25 protein-coding genes and 1 tRNA gene are annotated in these 25,231 nt (G+C 55.0%); 8 read left to right on the top strand and 18 right to left on the bottom strand.

From position 1 onward, the window contains the following. Nucleotides 1-9: 9 nt before the first annotated feature. Genes Q1B13_RS09570 through Q1B13_RS09580 form a run of 3 tightly spaced genes read right to left on the bottom strand, consistent with a single transcriptional unit; the run spans nucleotide 10 to nucleotide 2,968 of the window. Nucleotides 10-267 carry an acyl carrier protein gene (locus Q1B13_RS09570; protein ID WP_298935442.1) on the bottom strand — a complete coding sequence of 86 codons (258 nt, stop codon included), beginning with the start codon at nucleotides 265-267 and terminating at the stop codon, nucleotides 10-12. 32 nt (nucleotides 268-299) lie between these two features. After that, a complete protein-coding gene (gene lpxD / locus Q1B13_RS09575) occupies nucleotides 300-1,391 on the bottom strand; it encodes a UDP-3-O-(3-hydroxymyristoyl)glucosamine N-acyltransferase (RefSeq protein WP_299075429.1) in 1,092 nt (363 codons plus the stop codon). Between the two features lie 35 nt (nucleotides 1,392-1,426). Beyond that, nucleotides 1,427-2,968 carry a L,D-transpeptidase family protein gene (locus Q1B13_RS09580; RefSeq protein WP_299075432.1) on the bottom strand — a complete coding sequence of 514 codons (1,542 nt, stop codon included), beginning with the start codon at nucleotides 2,966-2,968 and terminating at the stop codon, nucleotides 1,427-1,429. Between the two features lie 421 nt (nucleotides 2,969-3,389). Here Q1B13_RS09580 and Q1B13_RS09585 point away from each other — a divergent pair, with 421 nt between their 5' ends. Further along, complete coding sequence (locus Q1B13_RS09585; RefSeq protein ID WP_299075435.1) at nucleotides 3,390-3,959, top strand: DUF882 domain-containing protein; 570 nt, start codon at nucleotides 3,390-3,392, stop codon at nucleotides 3,957-3,959. A 432-nt stretch (nucleotides 3,960-4,391) separates the two neighbouring features. Further along, nucleotides 4,392-5,093 (top strand): hypothetical protein, encoded by a 702-nt coding sequence (locus tag Q1B13_RS09590; protein ID WP_299075437.1) that lies wholly within the window; start codon nucleotides 4,392-4,394, stop codon nucleotides 5,091-5,093. A gap of 27 nt (nucleotides 5,094-5,120) precedes the next feature. Here Q1B13_RS09590 and Q1B13_RS09595 read toward each other — a convergent pair whose 3' ends face one another. The 11 genes from Q1B13_RS09595 to Q1B13_RS09645 all read right to left on the bottom strand — a co-directional run bounded on the left by Q1B13_RS09595 (nucleotide 5,121) and on the right by Q1B13_RS09645 (nucleotide 13,830). Next, the gene (locus Q1B13_RS09595) at nucleotides 5,121-5,726 is read right to left on the bottom strand and encodes a hypothetical protein (RefSeq protein ID WP_299075440.1); all 606 of its coding nucleotides are present in this window, start codon (nucleotides 5,724-5,726) and stop codon (nucleotides 5,121-5,123) included. Between the two features lie 260 nt (nucleotides 5,727-5,986). Continuing rightward, a tRNA-Arg gene (locus Q1B13_RS09600) sits at nucleotides 5,987-6,063 on the bottom strand. An 89-nt stretch (nucleotides 6,064-6,152) separates the two neighbouring features. Continuing rightward, nucleotides 6,153-7,373, bottom strand: a complete 1,221-nt coding sequence (locus Q1B13_RS09605; protein WP_299075442.1) for a cysteine desulfurase — start codon at nucleotides 7,371-7,373, stop codon at nucleotides 6,153-6,155. 11 nt (nucleotides 7,374-7,384) lie between these two features. Beyond that, nucleotides 7,385-7,966, bottom strand: coding sequence for a Yip1 family protein (locus tag Q1B13_RS09610; RefSeq protein WP_298935436.1), 582 nt, complete (start codon nucleotides 7,964-7,966; stop codon nucleotides 7,385-7,387). Next, nucleotides 7,963-8,448 (bottom strand): YIP1 family protein, encoded by a 486-nt coding sequence (locus Q1B13_RS09615; RefSeq protein WP_298935435.1) that lies wholly within the window; start codon nucleotides 8,446-8,448, stop codon nucleotides 7,963-7,965. The genes Q1B13_RS09610 and Q1B13_RS09615 overlap by 4 nt, the downstream gene beginning before the upstream one ends. Continuing rightward, the gene (locus tag Q1B13_RS09620) at nucleotides 8,448-9,728 is read right to left on the bottom strand and encodes a SufD family Fe-S cluster assembly protein (protein WP_298935434.1); all 1,281 of its coding nucleotides are present in this window, start codon (nucleotides 9,726-9,728) and stop codon (nucleotides 8,448-8,450) included. Before Q1B13_RS09620 ends, Q1B13_RS09615 begins: the two co-directional genes overlap by 1 nt. Beyond that, nucleotides 9,728-10,483: a Fe-S cluster assembly ATPase SufC gene (gene sufC, locus Q1B13_RS09625; RefSeq protein WP_299075445.1), complete on the bottom strand. Its 756-nt coding sequence runs from the start codon at nucleotides 10,481-10,483 to the stop codon at nucleotides 9,728-9,730. Before sufC ends, Q1B13_RS09620 begins: the two co-directional genes overlap by 1 nt. 49 nt (nucleotides 10,484-10,532) lie before the next feature. Beyond that, nucleotides 10,533-10,736 carry a hypothetical protein gene (locus Q1B13_RS09630; RefSeq protein WP_299075448.1) on the bottom strand — a complete coding sequence of 68 codons (204 nt, stop codon included), beginning with the start codon at nucleotides 10,734-10,736 and terminating at the stop codon, nucleotides 10,533-10,535. Then, a complete protein-coding gene (sufB, locus tag Q1B13_RS09635) occupies nucleotides 10,736-12,256 on the bottom strand; it encodes a Fe-S cluster assembly protein SufB (RefSeq protein WP_298935431.1) in 1,521 nt (506 codons plus the stop codon). The genes Q1B13_RS09630 and sufB overlap by 1 nt, the downstream gene beginning before the upstream one ends. An 18-nt stretch (nucleotides 12,257-12,274) precedes the next feature. Next, nucleotides 12,275-13,318: a cysteine desulfurase family protein gene (locus Q1B13_RS09640; protein WP_299075451.1), complete on the bottom strand. Its 1,044-nt coding sequence runs from the start codon at nucleotides 13,316-13,318 to the stop codon at nucleotides 12,275-12,277. Nucleotides 13,319-13,371: 53 nt separating this feature from the next. Continuing rightward, nucleotides 13,372-13,830: an Rrf2 family transcriptional regulator gene (locus Q1B13_RS09645; RefSeq protein ID WP_299075454.1), complete on the bottom strand. Its 459-nt coding sequence runs from the start codon at nucleotides 13,828-13,830 to the stop codon at nucleotides 13,372-13,374. Between the two features lie 178 nt (nucleotides 13,831-14,008). On the opposite strand from Q1B13_RS09645, the gene Q1B13_RS09650 reads away from it, so the two are divergent. The 6 genes from Q1B13_RS09650 (at nucleotide 14,009) to Q1B13_RS09675 (ending at nucleotide 19,814) form a co-directional block, all read left to right on the top strand. Next, nucleotides 14,009-14,662 (top strand): alpha/beta hydrolase, encoded by a 654-nt coding sequence (locus tag Q1B13_RS09650; protein WP_120635482.1) that lies wholly within the window; start codon nucleotides 14,009-14,011, stop codon nucleotides 14,660-14,662. Next, nucleotides 14,662-14,907: a hypothetical protein gene (locus tag Q1B13_RS09655; RefSeq protein ID WP_299075457.1), complete on the top strand. Its 246-nt coding sequence runs from the start codon at nucleotides 14,662-14,664 to the stop codon at nucleotides 14,905-14,907. The genes Q1B13_RS09650 and Q1B13_RS09655 overlap by 1 nt, the downstream gene beginning before the upstream one ends. Continuing rightward, on the top strand, nucleotides 14,904-16,067 hold the full coding sequence (locus Q1B13_RS09660) for an HD domain-containing protein (protein WP_299075459.1): 1,164 nt from the start codon (nucleotides 14,904-14,906) through the stop codon (nucleotides 16,065-16,067). The genes Q1B13_RS09655 and Q1B13_RS09660 overlap by 4 nt, the downstream gene beginning before the upstream one ends. 380 nt (nucleotides 16,068-16,447) lie before the next feature. Further along, nucleotides 16,448-16,783: an SMR family transporter gene (locus Q1B13_RS09665; protein WP_298935426.1), complete on the top strand. Its 336-nt coding sequence runs from the start codon at nucleotides 16,448-16,450 to the stop codon at nucleotides 16,781-16,783. A 76-nt stretch (nucleotides 16,784-16,859) separates the two neighbouring features. Continuing rightward, entirely contained in the window at nucleotides 16,860-18,677 is a 1,818-nt protein-coding gene (gene typA / locus Q1B13_RS09670) for a translational GTPase TypA (protein WP_298935425.1), read from the top strand. Nucleotides 18,678-18,977: 300 nt separating this feature from the next. Beyond that, nucleotides 18,978-19,814 carry a hypothetical protein gene (locus Q1B13_RS09675; RefSeq protein ID WP_299075462.1) on the top strand — a complete coding sequence of 279 codons (837 nt, stop codon included), beginning with the start codon at nucleotides 18,978-18,980 and terminating at the stop codon, nucleotides 19,812-19,814. 81 nt (nucleotides 19,815-19,895) lie between these two features. On the opposite strand, the gene Q1B13_RS09680 is transcribed toward Q1B13_RS09675, so the two are convergent. The 4 genes from Q1B13_RS09680 to recA form a co-directional block, all read right to left on the bottom strand. Then, complete coding sequence (locus Q1B13_RS09680) at nucleotides 19,896-20,519, bottom strand: transglutaminase-like cysteine peptidase (protein WP_299075465.1); 624 nt, start codon at nucleotides 20,517-20,519, stop codon at nucleotides 19,896-19,898. Between the two features lie 370 nt (nucleotides 20,520-20,889). Next, a complete protein-coding gene (locus Q1B13_RS09685) occupies nucleotides 20,890-21,177 on the bottom strand; it encodes a DUF1330 domain-containing protein (protein WP_299075468.1) in 288 nt (95 codons plus the stop codon). Between the two features lies 1 nt (nucleotide 21,178). Beyond that, entirely contained in the window at nucleotides 21,179-23,851 is a 2,673-nt protein-coding gene (gene alaS / locus Q1B13_RS09690; RefSeq protein WP_299075471.1) for an alanine--tRNA ligase, read from the bottom strand. 147 nt (nucleotides 23,852-23,998) lie between these two features. Then, nucleotides 23,999-25,063, bottom strand: coding sequence for a recombinase RecA (recA, locus tag Q1B13_RS09695; protein ID WP_120635490.1), 1,065 nt, complete (start codon nucleotides 25,061-25,063; stop codon nucleotides 23,999-24,001). Nucleotides 25,064-25,231 lie beyond the last annotated feature (168 nt).

Genomic DNA, 25,231 nt, shown 5'->3' on the forward strand with positions numbered 1-25,231 from the left:
AACTTTGCGTCAGACCTTTTCCGACACGAGCTTTTCGATCCCAGCGATGATCGCAGCAACGTTGGAAATATCAAAATCGTTGGCTTGCGGTTCATTTGCGTTAAACGGAACAGAAATGTCGAATTCTTCTTCGATAGAGAAAATGCTTTCGACCAGCCCCATGCTGTCGATCCCAAGATCTTCAAGCGTGCTTTCAGGCGTTACATCCGAAGGCTCCAGCAAGGCCTGCTCTGCGATGATTGCGATGACGCGGTCGCTGATGCTCATGTCGATCCCCTGATTGCCGGTTTGAGGATGATTTAATCGCTCGGAGGCTGTTTGAAAACAGCCTTTTTCAACGCCTCAACGTCACGTGCCATCCGAGGCAAGCGGCGCTGTGCCTTGTAGATATCGGTATGGCTTTCCATCTTGATGCCAGGGTAACCCATGATGACACGCCCAGCAGGAACGTTGGACAGGATCTTGGTGCCTCCGCCAGATATCACGCCATTGCCAATAAAGATGTTGTCGACTACCCCGGTTTGACCGCCCAGAACAACGTTATTGCCAATCTCGACGGACCCCGAAACACCTGTCTGACCACATAGAAGGCAATCTTGGCCGACGCGGGTGTTGTGTCCGACGTGAACGAGGTTATCCAGCTTGGTGCCGTTGCCAATACATGTGTTACGGATCGTCCCGTTGTCGATGGTGCAATTGGCCCCAACTTCGACATCATCGCCAATTTCCACGGCACCTAACGAATGAATGCGCAACCAGGTCTGTGCCTTCGCATCTCCTTGATCCCCCATCGTTTTCCGAACGTTCTCAACGCCCGAAACTTCAGGTGTCACAAAGCTGAAACCGTCCCCGCCGATCCTTGCACCGGGTTGTGCGATAAAACGGTCCCCGATCCGGGCCCGTGCCCCGATGCTGACCATTTCGCGCAGAACGGCGCTTTCGCCAAGGATCACGTCCAGGCCAACGACGCAGTGCGCTCCGATAACCGCTCCTGCGCCAATTTGGGCGCGCGCGCCCACAACGGTCAGCGGACCGATGGACACGTTCGCGGCAATCTGAGCCGTCGGGTCAACCACTGCAGACGGGTGGATGCCAGGTTCAATCCCCTGCCCCCGGTCCAGCATCGCGGTGATCCCGGCCATCGCCATTCGAGGACGCGGTACAAATACTGCGGCGGACAGACCCAGTGCCTGCCAGTCGGCGCCTTCCCATAACACGGCCGCGCGCGCATCACCGTTTGAAAGCGCTTCAGCATATTTTGGCGCCATAGCCATCGCCAGATCCGTCGGGCCCGCATCGCCCGGCTCGGCTGCCCGAATGATCGTGAGACCCGTGTCGCCCTGACACTCAGCCCCAAGGGCTTCGGCGATTTGCTGAACGGTAAACTGCATGCGGGCTTCCTTTTGGCAGGAGTTGCGCCCTGTGATTACCCCTGAACGTCCGGCAGGGCCACCCCTGCCTTCTGAAGAGCTTGCCAAATCTTGCTATCGCGTTTGTAGACGTCGCGGCGATACTGTATGTCGCCTCTCGGCCCTATATAGGCAGTGCGATAGATCAGATGCACCGGAACCGGGTTCTCCAGTTCGACCTTGGTCTCTTTTCCGGTGCCCAGAATACGATGGAAAAACGCTTTGGGGTCTTCTTCCTGCTTGGCAAGCAGTGCGTAAGCAAACTCAAACGGTTGCGCCAGTCGGATACAGCCATGCGAAAAGGCCCGCACTTCGCGTGAAAACAAACTTTTCTGAGGTGTATCATGCAGATAGATGTTGTGCTTGTTGGGGAACATGAACTTCACCAAACCCAACGCATTCCGTTTGCTGGGCGGCTGACGCATCGCAAACGGGAAATTGCGCGCCGTGAATTGGGTAAAGTCCACAGCACCGCGATTGACCTGGCGGCCGCGTCGGTCGGTAATTTCAATATGGCCAACAGCGTTGGGATTGGACTGAAGCTTTGGCAGGTATTCCTTGGTGATGATCGAGCGCGGAACATACCAGCTCGGGTTGATCACCATATGCTCCATCTCGTCTGAGAATTCAGGGCTGCGACGGTCATGCGTGTTTTTGCCAATGACAGCACGAGTCTCAAACGTGACCTGCCCATCGTCGACGATCTTTGCCGAGAAATCGGCCTGATTGACCAGAATATGACGTGTGCCACGTTCACGTGGCAACCAACGTTCGCGTTCCAAGGCGACATACACTGCTTTCAACCGCTCGGAAGCAGGCTGGTTGAGTTCCGTGATCGTACCGTTTCCGGCAACGCCATCGGCGGCCAGTCCATGGGCCGTTTGGAACGCCTGAACCGCAGCAAGAACCGCGTCGTCATAGACCGGGCTGGCCGTTGGTTTCAGATAGCCCATAGCCACAAGCCGGTTGCGCAGCTTGATCACGCTGGATCCGGTATCCCCGTATTCCAGTTTGGTCACCGGGACTGTAGACCCCCAACCACCCTGATCAACCAACGCTTCAAGGGCCATTTTTTGCTTCATCAAGGAGCGATACTGGAGCGTCCGTGGCGCAACCTGATCCAGATAGTCTGCCCCGTGCGTGTTAAGCTGTTGCAGGTGGTCTGTGGCACTGCGCCGTTCCACTTTACGCACCAGTCCAGCATCGATGCTGGCCGGGCGCAAAGCTCCCGAGTACAGATCATCTGCGTATTCGACAAAAACCCGGGTCAATTCCGCTTCGACCGCGCCCAGATCCCGAACCGAACGAGCCTGTTGCATCTGGTCGATCAACGCCTGAACGTCATATCCTGCGGCGGGTAACCCGTGCAGATGCCTCTCCGACAAGGACTTGATCAAAGCAGCCCGACGCTGGGCATGTTCTTGCGTATTCCCCACCCAAACCGGCGCAAATCCGTTGCCTTTGTAAAACTCAGCGATCCCCGTCGCATTCGGGGTGTGTTCGGCAACGGCCATCTGAAATGCAGTATCGGGGGCGATGTCCGAGGCGGTGTTAGCCATCGCGGCCGTTGCCGCGAAACAGGCGGTTAGCAAAACACTGGAACTGGTTCTAAAAACAGAGAGCATGAGATGACCTTGGTTATTCAATAGCTTGAGCAATAGTCGCTGCGTCGGACAAATATGGTTTTCGGACCCGCCTGTTGTCTATTCACAAATTCCTTACCTCAGAGCTTCCGCTCGCGCGTGATGCGCGTTTGCATCGGCTGCGTGCTGCGCGACACCCAATTAAGAAATTTTTGTGGCGCACTGTGTCATTTGCGCAAAAAACTGCCGAAAATTCCCCCTTGAAAAGATGCCTCTGAAAGACTTCTTGGCGGCCGAATCTGATTGTGCCATAAATTCCGCATCTGGGATGGGAATAAATTAACACCGCGCACGTAACATCGTGTGCAGGCAGGAACAGTACGGGACGAACCTAAAAATGACCAAGTGCAGTACCTCGGGAATGACCCGGCGTGCCCTATTGGGCGCATTCGCGGCCACAGCGGTCGCAGCAGCACCTTCCTATTCCAACGCAGCAGGTTTTCTTCGCGGTGGCGGCGATATTCGCCGTATCAGTATGTATTCCGGTCGCACTGGCGAGCGGATTGATATGATATATTGGGTGGACGGCAAATATATCAAGGACGCTGTCAAGGAAGTGAACCACTTCATGCGTGACTGGCGGACTGACCAGAGCAAGTCCATGGACCTGCGCACTATCGACATCATGGCCGCCTCACATAACCTTTTGGACGCGAGTGAGCCGTATATGCTGTTGTCGGGCTATCGCTCGCCCCAGACCAACGCGATGCTGCGTTCGAAATCCCGCCGCGTAGCGCGCAACTCGTTGCACATGCAGGGTCAGGCGGCTGATTTGCGTTTGGCGTCCAGATCGGTTTCTCAGATGGCCAAAGCAGCCATGTCGTGCCGTGCTGGCGGTGTTGGTCAGTATTACCGCTCGAACTTTGTTCACATGGACTGCGGTGTTGTCCGCACATGGCGCGGCTAAGCCCGAACGCGACAAAGCCTCAGTATCCTGCCTTTATTCGTGCTTGGATGGCATGTGATCGTACTTCAACGTGCCGCAAACTGCCTGACTTCTGAAAAGAACAAACACAATAGTCCCGTATTCTGTTTGTGAAAGACTCCATCTCCAAAGTCTCAAGACAACACCCCGCAGCGACTGAACGACAACGCGTTAGACCCGTTGCACTCGCAAAATTCTTCGACTGTCAAGATTATTGAATGGCGCACCTGAGAAGATTCTCTCAGTATTTAATATTATTATTTTTCAGTGCTTTATGCGATATTCCGTCAAAGAATGTTGCGGGATTTGTTGCGGGATTGACAATCACCCCCATGATCAGCCCTTGAGCTTTGGCGCGATCATGAAATAGATGCGATGGCGAGAATTTCACTTCATTTATTGGGATCCACCTTTATGAGCTTGCTACGTGATATCCAACAATCCTTGATGCAAGAAGGCAGCGACATTGGTCCTGTACTCCCAAAGTTGCGTTTTCTAGCGTCACGCCTTGGAAGTGACCTGCTTGAGGATTGGGTAAAGCACGAAAGTGAGGGATATCCGAGCGACATTGATGTGCCAGAATACAGAAGACTCTCGGTTACTTATAAGGCCGATTTCTCAGGGGCCTATGGATCAGGCATGCAAAATGCACCAATTCCACCGGCATTGATTAAGAAACACTGCGGTGACCACTGGGTGAACTACAAAATGCGCCAAAGTGTCGCCGCAATAGATAGCCTTTTGGCCGGTGGTGAAAGTGGTATTTTGGAGCTCGATGCCTCGAACTTGATTTTGCGTTTGCAAGGCAAAGTATACCAAGACATGGCATGCAACAGCGTAACTGGAATACTGTCGAAAGCTGCATTAGTAGAACTTCAATACGCTGTGAGATCAAAAATCCTCGAATTAACCATTGAGCTGGAAAAGAACATTCCTGCTGCGATTGAAGTAACAATTGGTGTGACGGATAACCTGAGTCCGGATGAAACGAAAACTGTCACTCAGCTGACTCAACAGATTTTCCATGGCGATGTGACGAATATAAACAGTAGCGGCGAAGCTAACTCCCGCGTAAATTTGAATTCTAATGACAGCTCTACCAACATTTCTGGTTAAATTGGTTCAACTCGGAAATGCCGCGCCCTAAAGTAGCGCCCCCAGTAAACTGATGATACCAGCGGCGACCAAATTGCCAGAGGCACCCTCTGCAACCGATTTGATGGATTGAAGCGCTCCAAGGACCCTAACCTTTGAAGGCTTAGCCTTTTCTGCCTCTTCCTCAAGGGTGACAAGTTGTGCATCCACAACGTCGCGACTGTCTGTTGGTAGTTGAGAAATCACAGGGCGTACCTGCTGTATGAAGTCGCGCAGTTGTTCCTGTGAGAAGTCAGCAGAAATGTTTGTCGAGTTGTCAGTAGAATTGATATTCAAACGCGCATTTGAGCCCGTGAAGTGGGCAGTTATCCCTTGAACTACCGTCGATACTTCTTTTGGTGAGCCTGCTTTCCGGACATCTATGTGAAAATGTGAGTCAGACCCAACATTAAAAAACTTCGGATTTGTGATCTCATAGTCTTCGACCAAGCCATTGGGGAGCTTTCGAAGAAGATGGTCACCAACTTCTAGCGGCAGCGATTGGTCGGATGTGAAGACCATGTCGCCTGTTACAAGCGCTGGAATGTCTTCCTTCACAACCTTCCCATCGGATTTTACGAGGGTGACTCGATCTTTGTTAAAGTCTTTCAGCATAAAAAATTCCTACATTGTGAACTACTTGCGCAACCCTATCTGACTGTAATTCACAGTGCCCAGACATGAAACTCCCATGTTGCGACACGGATTTTCTTACTCTTCGTGTTAGGTCAGAATTGTTTGCACAAGCCGCAGGTAAATTCGCATTGGTTGTTTGCGATGTTGCGGGAAATGTTGCGGGATTTTTTGGCTTCGCAACATTTTTCAAAGTGAAAATAAAAAATATCCAATAAATTCAATTACTTATGAAAATGGAATGGCGCACCTGAGAGGATTCGAACCTCTGGCCTCTGCCTTCGGAGGGCAGCGCTCTATCCAGCTGAGCTACAGGTGCCTTGGCCGTTAGCTAACCTTGTTCCGATCCGGGTGCAACTGCAAATCTTCGCCTCCCATATCGGTTTCGCCTAGACAGATTGGTCCGCTTCACGCGAACAAATCATGTGCCAGTTCGAGTGCTTCGATCAGGGTGTCGACCTCATCCGTTGTGTTGTACAGACCGAAACTCGCGCGGCATGTGGCGGTCAGCCCCAGGTGATCCATCAAGGGACCTGCACAGTGATGACCCGCCCGGACTGCGACACCTTTCTTGTCCAGAATAGTAGACACATCATGCGCGTGCCCTGCCCCGTCCAGTGTGAAGCTGAAGATCGCAGCCTTGTCAGGTCGGATGCCCTGCACCTGTAACCAGTTCAATCCTTTAAGGCGCTGCATGGCGTAGTCCCGCAACCCAGCCTCATGGGCTGCGATATTCTCCATCCCCAATTCCATCATGTAGTCCAGCGCAGCGCCCAACCCGATGATTTGAACGATACCCGGCGTTCCGGCTTCAAACTTCATGGGCGGATCGTTGTAGATGACCTGATCTTTGCTGACCTCTTTGATCATGTCGCCACCACCGATAAACGGGCGCATCTCAGCCATACGTTCGGATTTGATGAAAATCGCACCGGACGCAGAGGGACCGTAAAGCTTGTGCCCGGTGATCGCATAGAAGTCGCAACCGAGGTCCTGCACGTTCACAGGCATATGAACTGCACCCTGGCTTCCATCGACCAGAACCGGAACACCTTTGGCATGCGCACCGTCGGTAATGGCCTTCACATCCACAACAGTGCCAAGAACGTTCGAGCAATGTGTTACGGCGACCAATTTGGTCTTGGGTCCAATCGCATCGATCACGGCCTGAGGGTCCAACCCGCCGTCAGCATCCACATCGACCCATTTAAGGATAACGCCTTGCCGCTCGCGCAAAAAATGCCAGGGGACAATATTGGCGTGATGCTCCATCACGCTAAGTACGATCTCGTCCCCTGCTTGCAGGCGTGGCATGGCCCAGCCATACGCGACCAGATTGATCCCTTCCGTCGTACCGGAATTCAGAACAATTTCATCCTCGTCGGGTGCGCCAAGGAAATGTGCGATTTTGCCACGCACATTCTCATATTTTTCAGTGGCCAGATTGGACAGATAATGCAGCCCACGATGCACGTTTGAATACTCTTCTGAATACGCCCGGGTCACCGCATCGATCACAACCTGCGGTTTCTGCGCCGAGGCCCCATTGTCGAGGTAGGTCAGCGGCTTGCCGTTCACCTGACGCGACAGGATCGGAAAGTCTGAACGGATGTTTTGCACATCATACATAGGCTTATTCCCTAGACGGGCCCGCTTGGGGTCAACATGAGGACGAAAGGCACCGCAACAAGGGCGGACAGCAGGATGACAGCAAAAGACTTACCCAGAGATCCGAACTGATGCGCTTCGTTCAAAAAATGCAGTGTGATGTACAGGCTGAGCACCGCCGTCGCCATCAGCAATAACAGCATGAGAAACGGAAAGGTGATGCTTAGAACCAGCGTGATCAGCAGGGCTGCGATCTGCAGAAACTGCAGCCAAATCGTCAGAACCATCATATCATCGAACGTCGCAGTCCCGCCCAAAAGGCGGCCGACGAACAGAAAGGCCACGATGCTCAACATCATTGCTCCGGCCGATTTCAGCAACACTAACGGAATCGATTCAGTCTCGGTCAGTGTTTCGCTGTCCGGAGCATCAATGTCAGGCACCGAAACGAACAGCTCGATGCCCAATTGCACAAGGCAATTCAGAACAACAGCCAAGAAAAACGCCAGCCACAAGACCTCGCGCCCCGGTTTCAGGGCCAACAGCTGACGCGCAGCTTCCGCCGGTTTGCGCAGCGTTAGGACCGCCAGATTGCCGAAGAAGACCGTGTTCATACAGCAACCCTTTGTGCTTGCCTGAGGCCTGATAACCAGAACCAAACAAATACGGCAACCCAAACCCCGCCCACCAGGGTCAATGTTGGCCCAGGACCGATAAACCCGGCAACCAGCCCGTTCAACAATACCAGCGGAGCCGAGGACAACAGAGCCCAAAACAAAGCAAGACGCGCGCCATAGGCTGTTCCGTGACCACCTACCAGTCGCGCCGCCCAATATGAGATCAGAGCCAATAGGTAGAAGAACAACGGTAATATGAACACGGAACCCAACAGGGCACCGCCCAAAAGCATATTCAGTTCCAGCCCTTCAAGATGCGCCCGACGCGCCAGACCCGGCATTTGCGCAATGAACGCGACCAGACAAAAAGACATGACAAATGCCAGCGCCCGGTCTTCGCGCGGTCCCATATCCAGAAGCCGGCGCACGACGCGCCCCGGCCCCCGGTAAGTTGCCACGATATCTGACGAAACCGGCATCAGCTGCGCCGCGCCAACCAACCTTCCAGACGATTCACAATGGCTTCGGCCAAGGAACCGTCTTCGATCTCGTCTACTGCCTCGGCCAGAAAGGCCAGGGTCAGCATATTGGTCGCGTCCTTTGTCGGCACGCCACGAGACCGCAGGTAGAACAGAGCGGTTTCGTCAATCGCGCCGGATGTCGACCCGTGTGAACAGGCCACGTCGTCGGCATAGATCTCAAGCTCGGGCTTGGCCAGGAACTGACTGTCATCATCCAACAGTAGTGACTGGCTGATCTGGTAACCGTCAGTTTTCTGAGCGCCTGCTTTGACCAGAATCTTGCCCTGAAAAACCCCGGTCGCACCGTTGCGCAGCACTTTCTTGAAGACTTGCCGGCTTTCGCAGTTCACCGCATCGTGAGTGACAAACACGGTGTCATCATGATGGAAATCACCATCACCGACACAAGCGCCCGCCACGTGAGCAACAGCGTCATCTCCGGTCAGTTCGACAATCTGCTCGTTCCGGGTGAGCACGCCGTTCACGGTCAAGGTGAATGACTTGTAGACCGATTCCTGCCCCAGACGGGTGAACATATGGGTGGCTGCACGCCGCTCATGATCGCGCCCCTGCGCGCGCACGTGATGCAATGTGCCGTTGTCCGCCACGTCGATCTCCATACACTTGTTAAAGCGGGAGGCAGCCGGGCCGGTTTCCAGAATCGTCGCTTCGGCTCCGCTTTCGACGCGAACTACATGATGTAGGATAGCGTCCGATGTTGGGGACGCGTGGCGGTAGATCAGATTGATCGGTTTGGATGGCTTACCTGTCACGTGGATGGCAACTCCATCAGACGCAAAAGCAGTGTTCAGTGCCGCCAAAGGACGTTGCACCGGAACCTGACCACGAGCCTCAAGCACACCGTATAGCTCTTTCGCCCAGTGAATATCCTTGCAACAGATATCTTCGAGGCGATCAATACTGACGCCTTCCAGAGACAGGTCATCCGAATCGTTAGGGCTGAACACACCATCGACGAAAACGATTTTCAGTCGATCGAGCTTATCGAAAATCGGCGGCTCGTCATCCTTCAACACTGCGGCCGGCATAGCATCAGACGTGATGAGTGTGTCCGGGCGCGTGTATTTCCAATACTCATCGCGACGTCCGGGCAGGCCCGTTTCCAACACGCGCGCCAAAGCGTCTTCGCGCGCAGCACGGGTGCACCCGGCATCGGGCATCGTCAACGTGGCCAATCGAGCCTCGGTTGCAGATTGTTTAACCTCGGGGACAGCCATTAGTTCACCTCGGCGAGAATGTCAGAGTAGCCGTTGTTTTCAACTTCCAGCGCCAGTTCGGGACCGCCGGTTTTGACAATTTTTCCGTCAGCCATGATGTGCACGACATCCGGTTTGATGTGATCCAGCAAGCGCTGATAGTGAGTGATGACAAGAAATCCCCTGCCCTGATCGCGCAGCGCGTTTACACCTTCAGCAACCAGTTTCATCGCATCTACATCAAGGCCGGAGTCTGTTTCGTCCAGAATGCAGAGCTTGGGTTCCAGCATTGCCATTTGCAGGATCTCGTTCCGCTTCTTCTCACCGCCAGAAAACCCGACATTGACGGGGCGCTTCAGCATATCGGCGTCGATTTTCAAAGACTTGGCCTTGGCGCGGATTTCTTTGAGGAAGTCAGCAGCTGACATCTCATCTTCCCCGCGTGCTTTGCGCTGGGCGTTCACAGCGGTGCGCAGGAAGGTCATGTTGCCGACGCCCGGAATTTCGACGGGATACTGGAAGGCGAGGAACATGCCGGCGGCGGCGCGCTCTTCAGGCTCCATCTCCAGCAGATCTTCACCATTGAGATCTACCAAACCTTCGGTGACTTCGTATCCGTCACGGCCTGAGAGCACATAGCTGAGGGTCGACTTGCCCGATCCGTTCGGCCCCATGATCGCATGCACTTTGCCGGCCTCGACGGTCAGGTCCACGCCTTTGAGGATCTGCTTGTCTTCTTCCTCAAGTTTCACGTGCAGGTTTTTGATTTCCAGCATTTATTTGTCCTTTGGTGTAGCAGCAGAGCACTTGGGCTCCGTTCAATTTCTATCCCAGTAACTTTCGGAGAATACGCGACGCAATCCACCCCAGGATAACTCCGCCACCCACCGCCCATACCGGGTTTATGAAGGCCATATCATTGATGTTGACGTAAGCGACGCCAAACAACCCACCAAGCACTGGAAGCGCATAACCCATTGCGGTCAGCACTTCATCCCTTTGGATGCGTTGGCGGGACTTGTCCGGCATTAGCCTACAGACCCTTCCAGACTAATCGCGACAAGCTGTTGCGCTTCCATGGCAAATTCCATTGGCAACGCCTGCAGCACGTCTTTGCAGAACCCGTTGACCACGAGGGCCACAGCCTCTTCTTCGTCCATGCCGCGCTGACGACAATAGAACAGTTGATCGTCGTCCACTTTGGAGGTCGTCGCCTCGTGTTCCACCCGGCTCGAGTTGTTTTTGACCTCGATATACGGCACCGTGTGGGCTCCGCATTTGTCGCCAATCAAAAGGCTGTCACACTGGGTATAGTTGCGGCTGTCTTTCGCCTTCGGGTGCATCGAAACCAGCCCGCGATAGGTGTTCTGTGCCTTGCCCGCACTGATCCCCTTCGACACGATCCGCGACTTAGTGTTTTTGCCCAGATGAACCATCTTAGTGCCGGTATCAGCCTGCTGATAGTTGTTGGCAATCGCGATCGAATAGAATTCACCTTGGCTTTCATTGCCGCGCAGGATGCAGGACGGGTATTTCCAGGTCACAGCCGAGCCTGTTTCAACCTGTGTCCACATCACCTTGGACCGATCGCCCCGACAATCGGCGCGCTTGGTCACAAAGTTATAGATACCACCCTTGCCGTTCTCATCCCCGGGGAACCAGTTCTGAACAGTCGAATACTTCACCTCGGCATCTTCTTCGATGATGATTTCGACCACCGCGGCGTGCAGCTGTGCGGTGTCGCGCTGGGGCGCGGTGCACCCCTCGAGATATGAGACATACGAGCCTTTGTCGGCGATGATCAACGTCCGCTCGAACTGACCTGTGTTTTCCGCGTTGATGCGGAAATAGGTGCTCAGCTCCATAGGGCAGCGCACGCCCGGAGGGATGTAGACAAAGGATCCATCTGAGAAAACGGCTGAATTCAGTGTGGCGTAGAAGTTGTCTGACACCGGCACGACAGTGCCGAGGTACTTTTTGACCAGCTCAGGATGCTCTTTGATCGCCTCAGAAATCGAACAGAAGATGACACCGGCCTCTTTCAGCTCTTTCTGGAAAGTCGTCCCTACAGATACCGAGTCAAACACCGCATCAACAGCAACTTTACGCCCCTCGGCCGGTGCGTTTTCAGCGCCTTCGACGCCCGCCAGAATCATCTGTTCTTTCAGAGGGATACCCAGCTTTTCGTAAGTTGCCAAAAGCTTAGGGTCGACTTCGTCCAGCGATTTCGGCTTTTCTTCCATCGACTTGGGGCGCGCGTAATAATACTGGTCCTGAAAATCGATTGGCGGGTAGTGGACCATCGCCCAAGTGGGCTCGTCCATCTTGGTCCAACGCTCGAACGCGGCCAGACGCCATTCGGTCATCCATTCCGGCTCTTCGTTCTTGTCCGAGATCAGGCGCACAATATCGGGATTCACGCCCTTGGGCGCGTATTCCATTTCGATATCGGTGTCCCAGCCATATTTATAGGTTCCGACTTCGCGAACCGCATCCACGGTTTCCTGATCGACACCCTCTTTTACCTGGGCCTGGTCCAATGCGGCCATGTTCTACCCTCCGTCAGATCACGCGGCGCGCGCGCGATGCTTTTTCTCTTTTTCCAACCACGTTTCGGCGAAACGCAGCACGTCTTCTTCGGTTGTCCGAGGGCCCAGCGATACGCGGATCGCGCTGGCTGCTGTCACCTCATCATATCCCATTGCAGTCAACACCGCGCTGGCGCGTACTTTGCCGCTGGAACAGGCAGAGCCCGCACTGACCGCAAAACCCGACAGATCCATCTGCATGACCTGTGTTTCACCCTTCCAACCGGGGGACGCGAAACACAGCGTGTTCGGAAGGCGTTTTTGACCTTTCCCGACAAAAATAGGTGATTTATTTCCAGCCTCAAGAGCGTTTTCTAGAATATTTCTAAATTCTTCAACTTGCGCCCAAACACCATTGTTCAAGTCACGCGCCGCTGCCTCAGCTGCCGCCCCGAACCCTGCTATTCCAATGACATTTTCGGTACCCGACCGGCGCCCCATCTCTTGCCCACCGCCTTTGATCTGGACCGCCAGGTCCGTACCACGCTTCATGACCACCGCACCGACCCCTTTGGGACCGCCAAGTTTGTGCGCCGAGATCAAAGCCATCTGAGCGCCGAGCCAGTTGAACGCGATCGGCAGCTTACCGAAAGCTTGGGTGGCGTCAGTCACGACCAGCCCAGACGGCAGTGATTGAACAATGCCCGTTTCGGAGTTGGCCACTTGCAGGGTAGCTTTCGTAGGATCATCGACCACAACCAAACCGCTGCTCTGAACTTGGGTATCTTCTATAGTCCAAGCCCTTACCGCGTCATGTTCAATTGCAGAGCCGTGAAGATCGCGACCTGCCATCGTCAATGCAGCACCCTCGGTGGAACCGGATGTGAAGACAATGTCGGCGCCATCAGCGCCAAATGCGTTGGCAACCTGGGCACGGGCCCGCTCGATCAGAGCTTTAGCCGCGCGCCCTTCGGCGTGGACCGAGGACGGATTGCCGCAGACATCCATCGCCGCAATCATCGCGTCGCGCGCTTCGGGCCGCAAAGGCGTTGTCGCGTTGTGATCCAGATAAACACGCGTCATGGATACATCTTTTCCCGAACAATCCTCATGATGTTGCTTTCAAACCCGTTAGATCAATCGTCGACAACAGCGAACAGGTTCGGAACTGCCGGACAAGGCGCAAGATCGTTCTTGATGACGTCGGACAAACGGGTCTGGTGCAAAAACACATACACATGAGCGCTAAGGCCTTCCCAAAGCCGGTTGGTCAAAGACTGCGCACGGCTGCCTGAAGACGCGCCAGACGCCCCGGCCCCCTTTTGCAATGCGTCAACCGTTTCGTCCACCGCGCTGAGGATTTCAACCACACGAATCTCAGACGCCGGGCGCGCCAGACGATAGCCGCCACCCGGACCGCGCACAGATGCGACAAGTTCGGCCCGCCGAAGCTTGACGAACAGCTGCTCCAGGTAAGGAAGTGAGATATCCTGACGCTCGGAGATTTCACCCAGTGTGACCAGCCTGTCAGTGGACTGCAAAGCAATATCTGCCAACGCCACCATGGCGTAACGTCCTTTGGTCGACAGCTTCATTATCCGGTCCTCTTAGTCAGATCCGCGCGAAATCATTGACGCCGCCGCTGCCAGTGCGTATCTCCGACGGACAGCGCGTTTTCGCTAAGCGTGATAATTAGAACCGTTCTAAGGTGCCCGACGAATACCGTCAAGTAATTCCCGGCGCCAATTAGAAAAAGACAGGACCAAAGCACACATGCCCGAGGTGATTTTTCCCGGACCCGAAGGCCGCCTGGAAGGCCGCTACCACCCGCAAAAGGAAAAAGACGCACCGATCGCCATCGTGCTGCACCCGCATCCTCAGTTCGGCGGGACCATGAACAACAAGGTGGTCTATAATCTCCACTACGCGTTTTACAACATGGGCTTCACCGTGTTGCGCTTTAACTTCCGTGGAGTTGGCCGCAGCCAGGGCGAATACGACCAGGGCGTAGGCGAGCTGAGCGATGCAGCGTCGGCGCTGGATTACCTGCAATCGATGAACACCAATTCCAAACATTGCTGGGTCGCAGGCTTTTCGTTCGGCGCATGGATCGGAATGCAGTTGTTGATGCGCCGCCCCGAGATCACAGGGTTCATCAGCGTGTCGCCCCCGGCCAACATGTATGACTTTTCGTTCCTGGCGCCCTGCCCGTCTTCTGGCTTGATCATCAATGGATCCGCGGACCGCGTCGCGCCCCCGGCCGATACAACTGGATTGGTGAGCAAGCTGCACGAGCAAAAAGGCATCACCATCACCCATACCGAGGTCGAAGGTGCCGATCACTTCTTCCAGGATCGCCACATGGACACGCTGATCACTGATGTCAGCGACTATGTGAAGCGCCGACTGACTGAAACCACGCGCTAATGTCCGATACGATCACCAATCTGGCGTCGAAACTGGCGGAAGATACGATGAAGGTCATGGATGAAACCGGCGATGATCGTTTCTTTATGCAAGTTTCCGAGCTTTTGGGCGCCTCCTCGCAGTCTTTGGAAGAGGCATTCCTGACTGAAGTCCGGGTGCGGTTGGCGGAGCGCCAGGCGCGGCAATTCGTGATAAAGCGACTGACCGATCACCGCTCGAAGGTCAAAGCGATAGAGAAGCAATGACCGAGAGGTTATCGGCTCAGATCACATTCCTGAAACGGGCGGATGATCTGAAAACAGTCGAGCGGGCGAATGTCCTGCTCGACCAGTCCCGTCCCGAAAACTCCGCCGAACATAGCTGGCATCTTGCGCTTTGGGCGTTGGTCATGGCACCGCTGGCAGGTCCCGATGTAAGCACTGACCGTGTGATACGCATGCTGCTGCTGCATGATCTTGTCGAGATCATCGTCGGCGACCACCCAATTCACCTGAGCACGGATTGGGAAAGTGTCGCGAAAGCCGAACACGCAGCCGCAGTGCAACTTTTTGGCCTTCTCCCCTCGGAACAGGCAGAAGAGTTCATGTCCTTGTGGCGCGAATTCGAGGCAGATCAAACCTCGGACGCGCAATTTGCCAAGATACTGGATCGGTGCCAGCCCCTGTTTCAGGTCTTATGCGCAACCCAACCGAGGTCAGACCATCTGGACGTCGTTCGGGATAATCTGGATGGTGGGCGTGCGGCCTATCTGGAAAGTGTGTTTCCCTGTGCCTACCGTCACGCGCACGATTTGCTGGCCAACAAAGGCGTTGACAATAACGCGTTCACAAACCGGCTGCCATTTCTGACCGAGGCCGATCAGCTGAAATCTGTTCTGCGCGCCTCTCGTCTGATGGGCAGTGATCGGTTCGAAAACTCGGCCGAACACTCTTGGCACATCATGCTGTATGCTTGGGTCTTGTCGGAATACGCAGGCCCGAATGTCAGGATCGACCGGGTTCTGCAGATGCTTTTACTTCATGATATCGTCGAAATTGATGCCGGGGATCATCCGATCCACGGACAAGTTGATCACGCCGCACAAGCCGCGAAGGAGGAAGCCGCTGCGAAACGCCTGTTTGGCATGTTGCCGGATAGCCAGCGTCTTGCCTTTGTTGATCTGTGGCATGAATTCGAGAATGCCCAAAGCGACGATGCGCGATTTGGCAAGGCCGTTGACCGGCTCCAAACTCCGATCGCCAATCTGGAAACGGGTGGCGGGTCCTGGATCGATTACGACGTTACGTTCGCGCAGATCGAAGCTCGCGTTCGCTCTGCCATCGAAGCCGGTGCGCCCGACCTTTGGGCCTGGCTTGAACCTCAACTGACTGAGTATTTTTCAGCATCTGAGGCTGCCTGCGTATAACCGACCCAAAGAAAAAAGGAGCCCGAAAGCTCCTTTTTCCCTGCTAAGTTCTGGATGGCGCTTATCCTACGCAACCATCTAACTGATAAACCAAATAGGGCTACAGCAATCTAGACGGACCCCCCGCCTGCAAGCCACCCAAGCGCCACAATAAGAGCCGAAGCAAATATGACGGATTTTGAAAATGTCGTCATTGAACAATACTCGTTAACAAATCATTAAATATGGGGAAATCTTACACCAAACGGAAAAAACCCATAGTCAGGTATACCTGACCCTAGGTCATCGTCTTAACTGTTGCAGGGCATCGAATCTCCTTGCCTAGACGGGAAGTATCGTGCTCAACCGGGCCAGATATCCCTGTGTTTAGGTGTTTCGCCATGCCCAAAGCCTATCTGATCCTGTTGCTGGCCGTTTTTGCCGAGACAATTGGCACAACAGCCTTACAAGCCAGTCAGCAATTCACAAAGCTCTGGCCATCAGTGTTAGTTGTTGTCGGTTACGGGTTTGCATTTTATTTGATGGCCCTCACCCTGAAGGTCATGCCCGTGGGGATTGTTTATGCCATCTGGTCCGGGCTTGGGATTTTCTTTATCGCTGTCATCGGTTTTGTCGTTTTCGGACAAAAACTCGACTGGCCGGCGGTCCTTGGCTTGTCGATGATCCTGGCAGGAATCCTGATCATACACCTGTTTTCCAAGACCACAGGTCACTGACTGTCGGTTAGGGGTGGTATAATTGCCTGTGCCGCGTTATGCGCGCGGCAACTTCCCGTTCAAAGGCTGACCTCTCATGGACCTGCGCAATATCGCAATCATCGCTCACGTGGACCACGGTAAAACGACCCTGGTGGATGAGCTGCTTAAACAATCCGGCGCGTTCCGGGAAAATCAGGCTGTGGCAGAGCGTGCTATGGACAGCAATGACCTCGAACGCGAGCGCGGCATTACCATCTTGGCCAAGGCCACGTCGGTCGAATGGAAAGGCACCCGGATCAACATCGTCGACACCCCCGGCCACGCCGATTTCGGTGGCGAGGTGGAACGGATCCTCAGCATGGTCGATGGCGTTGTTTTGCTGGTGGATGCCGCCGAAGGTCCGATGCCGCAAACCAAGTTCGTGACCTCTAAGGCTTTGGCGCTGGGCCTGCGCCCGATCGTGGTGCTGAACAAGGTCGACAAGCCCGATGCCGAACCTGATCGTGCACTGGACGAATGCTTTGATCTGTTTGCGAACCTTGGTGCAGATGACGATCAGTTGGATTTTCCTGCCATGTATGCCTCGGGCCGCTCAGGCTGGGCTGACATGGAACTGGACGGACCCCGCAAAGATCTGACCGCGCTATTTGATCTTGTCGTAGATCATGTGCCCGCACCCAAGCAGGCCGAACACAAGGACGAACCGTTCCGGATGCTGGCAACTACTCTTGGCAGTGATCCGTTCATCGGGCGCATCCTGACGGGCCGCGTCGAAAGCGGCACGTTGAAAGCGGGTGAAAGCCTGAAAGCCCTCAGCCGGGACGGCACACCTATTGAAAGCTTCCGTGCCTCCAAAATCCTGGCCTTCCGTGGATTGGGCCAACAACCCATCGATGTGGCCGAAGCAGGCGACATCGTCACCATCGCAGGCATGAGCAAGGCGACCGTGGCCGACTCCCTGGTTTCCCCGCAAGTAGATGAAGCTCTGCCCGCCCAGCCCATCGACCCGCCTACGATCACAGTGACATTTGGGATCAACGATTCACCTCTGGCTGGCCGCGACGGTAAAAAGGTCCAATCGCGTGTGATCCGTGATCGCCTGATGAAAGAGGCCGAATCCAATGTGGCCATCCGCATCACCGACACCCCCGGTGGCGAAGCTTTTGAGGTCGCCGGTCGTGGCGAACTTCAGATGGGCGTGTTGATCGAAAACATGCGCCGTGAAGGATTCGAGCTCAGCATCTCACGCCCGCAGGTTCTGTTTCGCGAAGAAGAAGGTCAACGGCTTGAACCCATCGAAGAGGTCACCATTGATGTGGATGACGAATACTCCGGGTCAGTAATCGAGAAAATTACAGGTGCGCGCAAAGGCGAACTGGCAGAAATGCGCCCCGCAGGTGTCGGAAAGACCCGCATCATCGCACATGTGCCGTCCCGCGGATTGATCGGATACCACGGAGAGTTCCTGACCGATACACGCGGAACCGGCGTCTTGAACCGTGTGTTCCACGGCTGGTCGCCCCACAAGGGACCCATCCCCGGTCGCCGTGCAGGTGTTCTGATTTCCATGGAAAACGGCCAAGCCGTTGCCTACGCGCTTTGGAACCTGGAAGAGCGCGGCCGCATGTTCGTCGGTCCTCAGACAGATGTTTATCAGGGCATGGTGATTGGCGAACATTCTCGTGACAACGATCTGGAAGTGAACCCCTTGAAGGGCAAGAAGCTTACCAACGTCAGGGCCAGCGGGTCCGACGATGCGGTCCGTCTGACGCCTCACATCCAGTTTTCACTGGAAGAGGCGATTGCCTATATCGACGACGACGAATTGGTTGAGGTTACGCCCAACGCAATCCGTTTGCGCAAGCGCTTTCTGGATCCGCATGAGCGCAAAAGGATGTCCAGATCGGCCTAAAACACCGCCTGTGGACTGGTGTGAGGTTGGAAACAATGACATGAGTGTGACATTTTTTCACCCATTTCAAAAATGATGAAAAGTTGAGGGCCTGCCGTTACGTCAGGCCTTCTCTCTGTTTTGAAAGAACATTCAACTATTAGGGGAGTCGATTACAGCTCAATCAGCCAAACATCTTCTTGTAAATCGGGCTCAAGAAAGGTGTATTTATGGCCAAAGTGTGACGTCGTTCATACACGCAGCATCCAGTATAGCGCATAAGTACGACGTAGTTGTTAACGAGTTTCAAGGAGACGCGCTATGCGCATCAAGTTCCGTCTTTTATCCATTGTTTTCGCATCAGCCACAGTCCCATTACTCGCTGGTGCTCCGGCACAGGCTGCAGAAAAGTGCACCGTAAGAACAGCCAAGCAATCTGTTTCAACCGAAACGCTTTGTGCGTGTAGCGTCGTCGATGCTCGGATGCTGCGTTATATTCAGCGCCGTCCCGACTTCGAAGATATTCTCACAAGAACCCTTCAGTTTTGCCCGGCCTTTGCCGCTGTTCTGACGGACTTCCCGACCGCTTCGATCGGCGCACCAACACAAAGAACTGGTGATGGATCAGCCGACGAAGGCGGCGGCTCGGGCGGCGGCTCTAGTTCCGGTGGCGGCTCTAGCTCCGGTGGCGGCTCTAGCTCCGGTGGCGGCTCTAGCTCCGGTGGTGGCTCTAGCTCCGGTGGTGGCTCTAGCTCCGGTGGTGGCTCTAGCTCCGGTGGCGGCTCTAGCTCCGGCGGTGGCGACGGTGGCGGCTCCGGCTCCGGCGGCGGTGACGGCGGTGGCTCTGGCTCCGGTGGTGGATCCAGCTCTGGCGGCGGTGACGGCGGCGGCTCTGGCTCCGGTGGTGGATCCAGCTCTGGCGGCGGTGACGGCGGCGGCTCTGGTTCCGGTGGTGGATCCAGCTCTGGCGGTGGTGATGGCGGCGGCTCTGGTTCCGGTGGTGGATCCAGCTCTGGCGGTGGTGATGGCGGCGGCTCTGGTTCCGGCGGCGGCGACGGTGGTGGTGATGGCGGCGGCTCTGGCTCCGGTGGCGGCGACGGCGGCGGAGACGGCGGGTCCGGTGGCGGGAACGGCCCAAGCGATCCAGTCAAAGACTGACCTAGAAACAAACAAAGACCGGTGAAAAGTGACCTTTTCACCGGTTCCTCTAATTTTCATCAAAACTGGAAGGGAAGAGAATTAGCTACTCCCGTAAACGCCAACCCATCGGCGCGGTTGATTTGGGTCCTGCATCCGCAAAAACAGGTAACGCGTATCCGCCCAGGGTTTGATCCGGCTCGTCGCGTTGTCCAGAATAAGATCGCCATTTGCAGACCGGTAGACCAAAACAGCGTGACCATTCCGGCTTCTATCCAGAACGGTCGCGATCAGGAGCTTCTTCGGATCGATTCCAGCCTTGATAAGATCCCGTTTCTTCAAAAGAGCGAAGTCTTCGCAATCACCGCCACGAGACGTCGGCAAAGCCCATCTTTCCCGGGTTTTGTACTGAAGCTGGTCAGCCACCTCGCGGGTTGTGGCGTTCACGCGGCGATTTACCTGCCGAATAATCTGCATCTCCTGCTGACTTGTCAGCGATATCGACCGCTTGGAGGAACACGCCCAACTATACTGACGACATAATTGATGTGCCCCGGACGGAGGAGGCGAAGCTGCGACTGTGGTGATAAAGGCCTTTTCAAAAGCCTTGGCCTCGGATCCCACGAAGAAAGACCCCAAAACAAGGGCAAATAGTCCTGTTGCGCGTCCGGATGTTCTCACAAAGTGACCAATACCTGACGATAACTTAGTGCTATACGATGTCATGCCTGTCCCTCGATCCAGGTTTTTCCGAGCAATTGCCGTAAAGCAGGACCTTGTACCGTTTTTTGAAACTATCCGTAAACAGGCCTGGTTATGCAATCTCCGGTTAGACTGAAGGGGAAAAAAGGCGGAAATTCGTCAGCGAATTTGACCATTTCGGGCAAGAAGTTAGATGCGGTGGCCACAATTGGGGCACGCGTTCCACGGCTTTGCCCGGGAGCATGCCGTTAAGTCCATGACAAATATGAAATAAACCTCACAGGCCATCCGAACACGAAATCGTTACACGTGCCGCAATTGGTCTAAGCTGAAATTTGCTTACAAACAGCACACTTGGCTCAAATGTCTTGAACCAATGTTTGAAGACTGATTCTCAGTCTGTTATTTCCACAACAACAAGTTCACGCTCACTTGCGCCGCGTGCGTGATCAAGGGCCTTTTGATAGTCCACCGAGTTGTAACACTCGACCGCCGCTTCGACGGACGGGAACCGGGCAACCACGTTTCGAGGTCTTTCCTTACCTTCCAATTGCACATAGCGTGCCGCGCGTGCGATAAATTCGCCCCCGTGCTTGGCAATCGCTGGTCCGGCCAACTCAGCATACTTTCCATATGCCTCAGCATCGGTCACTGTTACATGCGCAATCCAAAGTGCAGGCATCTTATCCTCCCAGTACTTGTTCCGCAGCTTTGATCGCTGCATCCGAATTGGCGGCATCTCTGCCGCCGCCCTGGGCCATGTCCGGACGCCCACCGCCACCTTTACCGCCCAGTTCGACCACCGCTGCCTTTACCAGATCAACGGCTGAGATCCTGTCAGTCAGATCCTGTGTCACCCCGGCCGCAACCGCCGCTTTCCCACCGGTGTCTGCAATCAGCAAGACGGCCCCGGATTCAATGCGGCTTTTGTGCTCGTCTATCAACGCAGGCAGATCTTTTCCGGACACACCAGTCAGAGCCTGAGCCAGGAACTTTACGCCATTGACATCACGCGCCTCAGCACCAGACCCCTGACCCGCACCACCAGCCATGGCCAGATCGCGCCGCAATTGGGCAAGCTCGTTTTGCAACGCTTTGCGCTCATCCAACAGCGACTTTACTCTGCTGACCACGTCATCCGGCTGCGCCTTCAATTCCAACGCGACCTCTGACACACGTTGATCCTGCGCCGACAAATAGCGGAATGCCGCATCTCCGGTCAGCGCTTCAATCCGCCGAACACCCGCGCTGCTGGCGCTGTCACCCAAGACAACAAATGTTCCGATATCTCCGGTTTGACGAACATGCGTTCCACCACACAGTTCAATCGACCAGGTTTCGCCGTCATGGCCTTTTCCGGTTGGGGCCTTGCCCATCGAAACAACACGAACCTCGTCGCCGTATTTCTCACCAAACAGCGCTTGCGCCCCCAACTCGCGCGCGTCGTCCGGGGTCATGACCCGTGTCTCGACTGCCGAGTTCTGGCGAATGAAATCGTTCACCTCACGCTCGACCTTCTGCACTTCTTCCTGAGACAGCGCTTTGGAATGGCTGAAGTCAAACCGCAAACGATCTGATGCGTTCAGCGATCCGCGCTGCGCCACGTGATCACCCAACGCCTCGCGCAGTGCCTCATGCAGCAGGTGCGTTGCCGAGTGATTGGCGCGTATTGCAGTGCGACGCGCGTGATCAACTTCCAACTCGACCGCATCGCCTTTGCATAACGCTCCGTGATCTACAGTCACCTTATGCGCATAGACCTTACCGTCGGCAAATTTCTTGGTGTCTTCGACCTTTGCAACATCGTCGCGATCTTCCAGTCGGCGGATTTCGCCAGTATCACCTATCTGGCCGCCAGCTTCGGCATAGAACGGGGATTGGTTCACAACGACCCAGCCACCGCCGCCCTGTTCGATCTTGTCCACCAAAGCGCCATCAACCACCAGGGCCATGACCTGACCTTCCGCTTTCTCGGTGTCGTAACCCAGAAAATCAGTAGCGCCGTCGTGATCAAGTACGTCAAACCATACGGCCTGATCTGCGGCTTCGCCTGATCCCGACCACGCAGCGCGCGCCTTTGCTTTCTGTTCCGCCATGGCCGCATCGAAACCATCGGTGTCGACGCTGCGGCCCTTTTCGCGTAGCGCATCCTGCGTCAAATCCAGCGGAAACCCAAAAGTGTCGTAAAGCTTAAACGCCGCGTCGCCAGGCAGTTGCTCACCTTCAGGCAATCCGGCAACTTCGTCGTCCAACAGTTTCAGTCCGCGATCCAGAGTTTGCTTGAACCGGGTTTCTTCCAACAACAAAGTCTCTTCGATCAGCGCCTGCGCCTGGCCCAGTTCGGAGTACTGAGCGCCCATCAGTTGCACCAAGGTCGGAACAAGCCGGTGCATGACCGGATCTTTTGCACCCAACAAATGCGCATGGCGCATCGCCCGACGCATGATCCGACGCAGAACATAGCCGCGTCCGTCATTCGACGGCATCACGCCATCCGCCATCAGGAAAGAGGTCGACCGCAGGTGATCCGCAATAACGCGGTGATGCACATTCTGATCACCATACGGATCGACATGTGTGACATCCGCCGATGCTTCGATCAGCGTCTTGAACAGGTCGGTATCATAGTTGTCGTGGCTGCCTTGCAGCAAGGCCCCGATGCGTTCCAGTCCCATGCCCGTGTCGATCGACTGCATGTCGAGTTCCACCATCGAACCATCTTCGAACTGCTCGTTTTGCATGAAAACGATGTTCCAGATTTCGATGAAACGATCACCGTCTTCGTCGGCTGATCCCGGAGGGCCACCCCAGATATGATCGCCATGATCATAGAAGATCTCGGTGCACGGACCACAGGGCCCGGTTGGACCCATTTGCCAGAAATTGTCATTAGTGGCGATGCGGATGATCCGGTCTTCTGGGATACCGACCTTTTTCCAAATCTCAAACGCCTCATCATCGGTATGATAGACGGTCGCCAACAGGCGGCTCTTGTCGATACCGAATTCCTTGGTGATCAACTCCCACGCAAATGGAATTGCCTCAGGCTTGAAATAGTCCCCGAACGAGAAGTTGCCCAGCATTTCAAAGAATGTGTGGTGGCGCGCCGTATATCCCACATTGTCCAGATCGTTGTGCTTGCCGCCAGCGCGCACGCATTTCTGTGCTGTCGTGGCGCGTTGGTATTCGCGGTTCTCCAGGCCGGTGAACAGGTTTTTGAACTGCACCATACCGGAATTTACAAACATCAATGTTGGATCATTGCGCGGCACCAGCGGGCTGGACGCAACCACTTCGTGACCTTGCTTGGCAAAGTAGTTCAGGAAGGTTGAGCGGATATCGTTCAGCGTGGGCATAGGGCTCTCTCGGCGGGCAATCACAGTCGTCCGCGAAGGTTTAGCCCCCTGCCAAGGGAGTGTCCACAGGATACGGTTGGTGAAAACTGACAAGGCGGCCCAACCGGCCGCCCCGTCGAAAACTTCTGTCAGAAATCCAGGCTATTGCTATGCCTCGAGGATATCATCTTCGTCGGCATTCGGTGGCATCTCGAAATCCAAACCATGCGCGGCACGGATCTTGTCTTCGATCTCTAGCCCTATGCGGCTGTTGTCGCGCAGATATTGCTTGGCATTCTCACGCCCTTGCCCGATCCGCTCGTCGCCATAGCTGAACCACGAACCTGACTTCTCGACCACACCGGCTTTGACGCCCAGATCCAACAGTTCACCCATCTTGCTGATGCCTTCGCCATACATGATGTCGAATTCCACCTGCTTGAAGGGCGGTGCCACCTTGTTTTTCACAACTTTGACACGGGTCTGGTTGCCGACAACCTCATCCCGGTCCTTGATCGCGCCGATGCGGCGAATGTCCAGACGGACCGAGCTGTAGAATTTCAGCGCGTTGCCACCGGTCGTGGTTTCCGGGCTGCCAAACATAACGCCGATCTTCATCCGAATCTGGTTGATGAAGACCACCATACACTTGCTGCGATTAATCGATCCGGTCAGTTTGCGCATCGCCTGGCTCATCAAACGGGCTTGCACACCAACACTGCTGTCGCCCATATCGCCTTCAAGCTCGGATTTCGGCGTCAGCGCCGCCACCGAGTCGACCACAACCATGTTCACCGCACCAGACCGTACCAGCGTATCAGTGATCTCCAAAGCTTGCTCACCCGTGTCGGGTTGTGAAATCAACAACTCGTCCAGATCAACGCCCAGCTTGCGGGCATATTGCGGGTCAAGCGCATGTTCCGCATCAACGAACGCACACACACCGCCACGCTTTTGCTGCTCTGCAATACAATGCAAGGTCAGCGTGGTCTTACCCGAGCTTTCGGGCCCATAAATCTCGACAATGCGGCCCATCGGCAACCCGCCAATGCCCAGTGCAATGTCCAGGCCCAGAGATCCGGTCGAGCTTGCCTCGATCTCTTGCTTGGTGTCATCACCCAGCTTCATGATCGAGCCTTTGCCGAACTGGCGTTCGATCTGGGCCAACGCGCTGTCGAGCGCCTTTTGCTTGTCCGCGTTTTTCTTGTCGCTCATCGTCAGAAGATCCGCCATTGTCCTGTCGCCTTCTCTTTTGTCACACCCTTGGCCGGGCGGCAATCGCTGCTTTGTTCGCCTCTTGTTCCTTATGGGACCAAAAAGAGAACATTTCAACTAAAACTTACAGACCTCACTGTTCTGCAATTGTATTAAGGAGTCGTTTACGACAATCTGCGTGTATAA

This window comes from uncultured Ruegeria sp. (assembly GCF_947489545.1).
Lineage (GTDB): Bacteria > Pseudomonadota > Alphaproteobacteria > Rhodobacterales > Rhodobacteraceae > Ruegeria.